Consider the following 3,407-nt stretch of genomic DNA (forward strand, 5'->3'; position numbering starts at 1 on the left):
CCGCGAGCTCATCCTGAGTGATGAGCCGCTCCTGCGCCGCCAGCGCCGTGGTGTCGAGGTGGTGAGTCATACCACCTACATGCGCGGTGCCTGCTCGGATCGCCTCCCAGGCCCTTCCGTGGGTGGGTCTGCGCCGCGGCATCGAGGAGAACCACAGTCTCGCAGCCCGCCCAGGGCTATCCCGTAGTGCTCCGTACCGATGTCCCGCGAGGGCGCCGTCACGGGCAATATGTGGACCATTTCCGGACCCAGATCGACTCACAGCAGCCTGCGAATATGACAAAGACCCCACACCTTTCCGCGTAATTCCGCGGGTGCGGGGTCTGAGCCTGGAGCCGACAGCGGGACTTGAACCCGCAACCGCCCGATTACAAGTCGGGTGCGCTACCAATTGCGCCATGTCGGCAGAGCCCACAGTCTATCCGTGGGGCCGGCGAGCTCAGTCGAGCGGCGTGGAGCTCGGGCTGGGTGTCGGCGTGGGCGTGCTGTAGTACTTCTCGCTCGCGCTGGTCAGAACGAACTGCGCGAACTCCTTCGGGTCGTCGAGCGCCCCGGTGTACGGCTTGCCGTTGACCAGGATCGTCGGCGCGGCGGTGAGCTTGAGTCCATCGGTCGCCGGCAGCGACTTCAACGCGGCATCGGTCGCGTCCTTGACCCAGGCCATGTACTTCTCGTTCTCGATGCAGTCGCTGACGGTGTCGTCGGATCCGGCGCCGACGGCGACGCTCGCGAGCTGCTGATCGCTCAGTCCGTCGGAGTCGACGGACGGCTGCTGGCTCAGCAGGCTCTGGGTGAAGCTGAAGAGCGAATCCGGCTGCTGCGTCGCCACGCACACCGCGGCGCTGGCTGCGCGGAGGGAGTACTTGGTGCCGTTCGACTTCGCGGCGAGCATCGCGACCGGGTAGTAGGTGAGCGTGGCCGCCCCCTGCGAGACCCAGGTCGACAGCTGCTGCGCGTTGGCGAGCTGGAACTCCTTCGACCCCGGTGCCAGGTAATCGATGTAGATGCGGATGTCGACGTTCGACGCCGACGAGGAGCTCGGCGACGGGCTCGCCGCAGCGGCCGCTGCGTCCGTGGAGGGCGAGGGGCTGGCCGTCGAGGCGATCGCCGCCCGCGCGCTGACGTCGGACACCCGGAACCCGGAGTCCGTCGCATTCGGCGGGGTGAGCTGCGGCTTGCCCGACGGCGTCACCAGGGCGATCGCGATACCGGCGCCGATGGCGGCGACGACGACGACGGCGAGGGCGCTGAGCAGTGCGATGCGCCACCGGCGCGCACGGGATTGACGGGCGTGGACCAGCTGCGCCTTCTCACGGACTGCGCTGCGACGGTCCACCGACGAATCGGCGGGCACCGCGGCATCCGAAGAATCGTTGCTGGACATCACACCTCTGCACACACGAAGAACCGGCGTCAACCGGGGGCAGTCACGCGGGATTCGCGACCTCGTCGATGCTAGTCAGGCACCCTGTGAAATGCCCAGACGGAACACCAACGAATGCTCATCCTGCACTATGTGCGCACCTCGCGGGGTTGAAGCGTCGCGTGCCATACTCGAATCACGCCCAACGGTGGGCGTGCGGGACAAGCCCCCGCTCATTCCATCACTACGGATCGTCCGGCACGTGCCTGCCGGTGAAGGAGAAGAGAACATGGCGTCCGTCACCTATGACAACGCGACCCGCTTGTACCCCGGAGGCACCCGCCCCGCGGTCGACAAGCTCAACCTCGAGATCGGCGACGGGGAGTTCCTCGTGCTGGTCGGCCCGTCGGGATGCGGCAAGTCCACGTCGCTGCGCATGCTCGCCGGCCTCGAGGAGGTCAACTCCGGTCACATCCGCATCGGCGACCGCGACGTCACCGACGTGCCCCCGAAGGATCGCGACATCGCGATGGTCTTCCAGAACTACGCCCTGTACCCCCACATGACCGTCGCGGAGAACATGGGCTTCGCGCTCAAGATCGCCGGCGTCGGCAAGGAGGAGCGGGCGCAGCGGGTGCTCGAGGCCGCGAAGCTGCTCGACCTCGAGCAGTACCTCACCCGCAAGCCGAAGGCCCTCTCGGGTGGCCAGCGTCAGCGCGTCGCCATGGGCCGTGCGATCGTGCGCCAGCCGCAGGTGTTCCTCATGGACGAGCCGCTGTCGAACCTCGACGCGAAGCTGCGTGTGCAGACCCGCACGCAGATCGCCTCGCTGCAGCGGCGCCTCGGCGTCACCACCGTGTACGTCACCCACGACCAGACCGAGGCGCTCACGATGGGCGACCGCATCGCCGTGCTCAAGGACGGCCTGCTGCAGCAGGTCGGCACCCCGCGCGACCTGTACGAGAAGCCGAACAACGTGTTCGTGGCCGGCTTCATCGGCTCGCCCGCGATGAACCTGTTCCCCGTCGACCTCACCGAGGGCGGCGTGCGCTTCGGCGACCTCGTGGTGCCGGTCGAGGCCGACACGATCGGCAAGGCCCACGGCAGCGAGGTGACGATCGGGGTGCGCCCCGAGGACATCCAGATCGTCGGCGCCGGCGAGAAGGGCCTGTCGGTCACCGTCGACCTCGTCGAGGAACTCGGCGCCGACGGCTACCTGTACGGCCACGCCGACATCGCCGGCAAGCGCACCGACATCGTCGCCCGCGTCGACGGACGTCGTCACCCGAACGCCGGCGAGACCGTCGTGCTCGCTCCCGTTCCGGGCCACGTGCACGTGTTCGACCTGGAGTCCGGCGAGCGCCTGACCGACAAGGCCATCGCCGCGGCCTGATCGCATCACACCGCAGTGCAGCGGCGCGGGGGCGTGCTCCCGCGCCGCCGCCGTTTCTGAGGGGCATCCGTGCCGGAGTACCTGAGCATCACCGCGAGCGACATCGACCCGGGGCTGCTGTCGCTGCCCTGGAGCCTGCCGCTGTCGGACTGGCCGTCGTCCTCGATCGTGTACCTCCCCAAGGGCCTCTCACGGCACCTGGTGAGGTTCGCGAACCTGTCCGGTCGCGTCGTGGCCATCAAAGAGACCACCGAGGGGATGGCGCGCCGCGAGTACGACATGCTCGGCAACCTCGCGCGGCTCGACGTGCCCTGTGTCGAGCGCGTCGCAGTGATCGGCGGGCGACGGGATGCCGCCGGCGCACCGCTTCCCGCCGCCCTCGTGACCGCGCATCTGAAGTTCTCGCTCCCCTACCGGGCGCTGTTCACGCAGGTGCTGCGCCCGCACACCGCCACACGACTCGTCGACGCGCTCGCCGTGCTGCTCGTGCGCCTGCACAACGTCGGCTTCTTCTGGGGCGACGTGTCGCTCTCGAACACCCTCTTCCGGCGCGACGCGGGCGCGTTCGCGGCCTATCTCGTCGACGCCGAGACCGGCGAGCTGCACGAGAGTGGCCTCACCCCCGGACAGCGCGAGCACGACCTCGACGTC

3 protein-coding genes and 1 tRNA gene are annotated in these 3,407 nt (G+C 68.6%); 2 read left to right on the forward strand and 2 right to left on the reverse strand.

From position 1 onward, the window contains the following. Positions 1 to 330: 330 nt before the first annotated feature. Together ABT08_RS01320 and ABT08_RS01325 are read right to left on the reverse strand one after the other, a co-directional pair. Positions 331 to 406 (reverse strand) — tRNA-Thr (locus tag ABT08_RS01320). 33 nt (positions 407 to 439) lie between these two features. Then, positions 440 to 1,384: a DsbA family protein gene (locus ABT08_RS01325; RefSeq protein ID WP_045246745.1), complete on the reverse strand. Its 945-nt coding sequence runs from the start codon at positions 1,382 to 1,384 to the stop codon at positions 440 to 442. Between the two features lie 268 nt (positions 1,385 to 1,652). Between ABT08_RS01325 and ABT08_RS01330 the strand changes: the two genes are divergently transcribed. Beyond that, positions 1,653 to 2,756 (forward strand): ABC transporter ATP-binding protein, encoded by a 1,104-nt coding sequence (locus ABT08_RS01330; protein ID WP_045246746.1) that lies wholly within the window; start codon positions 1,653 to 1,655, stop codon positions 2,754 to 2,756. 69 nt (positions 2,757 to 2,825) lie between these two features. Further along, the coding region (locus ABT08_RS01335; RefSeq protein WP_502685865.1) for a lipopolysaccharide kinase InaA family protein at positions 2,826 to 3,407 on the forward strand (582 nt) is incomplete at its 3' end.

Source organism: Microbacterium sp. SCN 71-21 (assembly GCF_001725695.1).
Taxonomy (GTDB): domain Bacteria; phylum Actinomycetota; class Actinomycetes; order Actinomycetales; family Microbacteriaceae; genus Microbacterium; species Microbacterium ginsengisoli.